This window comes from Xanthomonas sp. SHU 166 (assembly GCF_000364685.1).
GTDB lineage: Bacteria > Pseudomonadota > Gammaproteobacteria > Xanthomonadales > Xanthomonadaceae > Xanthomonas_A > Xanthomonas_A sontii.
Genome location: NZ_AQOJ01000407.1, coordinates 1 through 388 on the forward strand (window position 1 = coordinate 1; position 388 = coordinate 388).

Genomic DNA, 388 nt, shown 5'->3' on the forward strand with positions numbered 1-388 from the left:
TCATGAACGTGCCCATGTTGCCTTGCCAGACCGCCGCCGCGATCGTGGGCACGGTGACGATCAGCACCGTCATCAGCAACCCGATCCCGCCCTGCTGCAACGCCTGGGACGACAGGCCTTCGGCGTTGGCCAACGGAATGAACTTCATCGCCCAGTACGCCGCCGCCACCTTGGCCGTGAACTTCAAGACCATCGCCGACACCACCGACAGCATGGACATCGAGAACAGGGTGCCGATCACGTAGAACAGCCACTTCCGGAACAGGTCCTTGGTCTGGTCGAACATCAGGAAGAAGATGAAGATCGGGCCGATGCCCACCAGAAATGCCATGGTGAACTTGAACAGCAGCAACATCGCGCCCGCCGCCATCGGCGGGCTGGCCGTGCC

Annotated in this window: 1 protein-coding gene; it reads right to left on the reverse strand. The window is 61.9% G+C overall.

Annotation, left to right across the window (positions count from 1 at the left end):
• Positions 1-388, reverse strand: a 388-nt coding sequence (locus tag D180_RS11310) for a type IV secretion system protein (RefSeq protein ID WP_017912879.1), incomplete at both ends; no start/stop codon positions are given.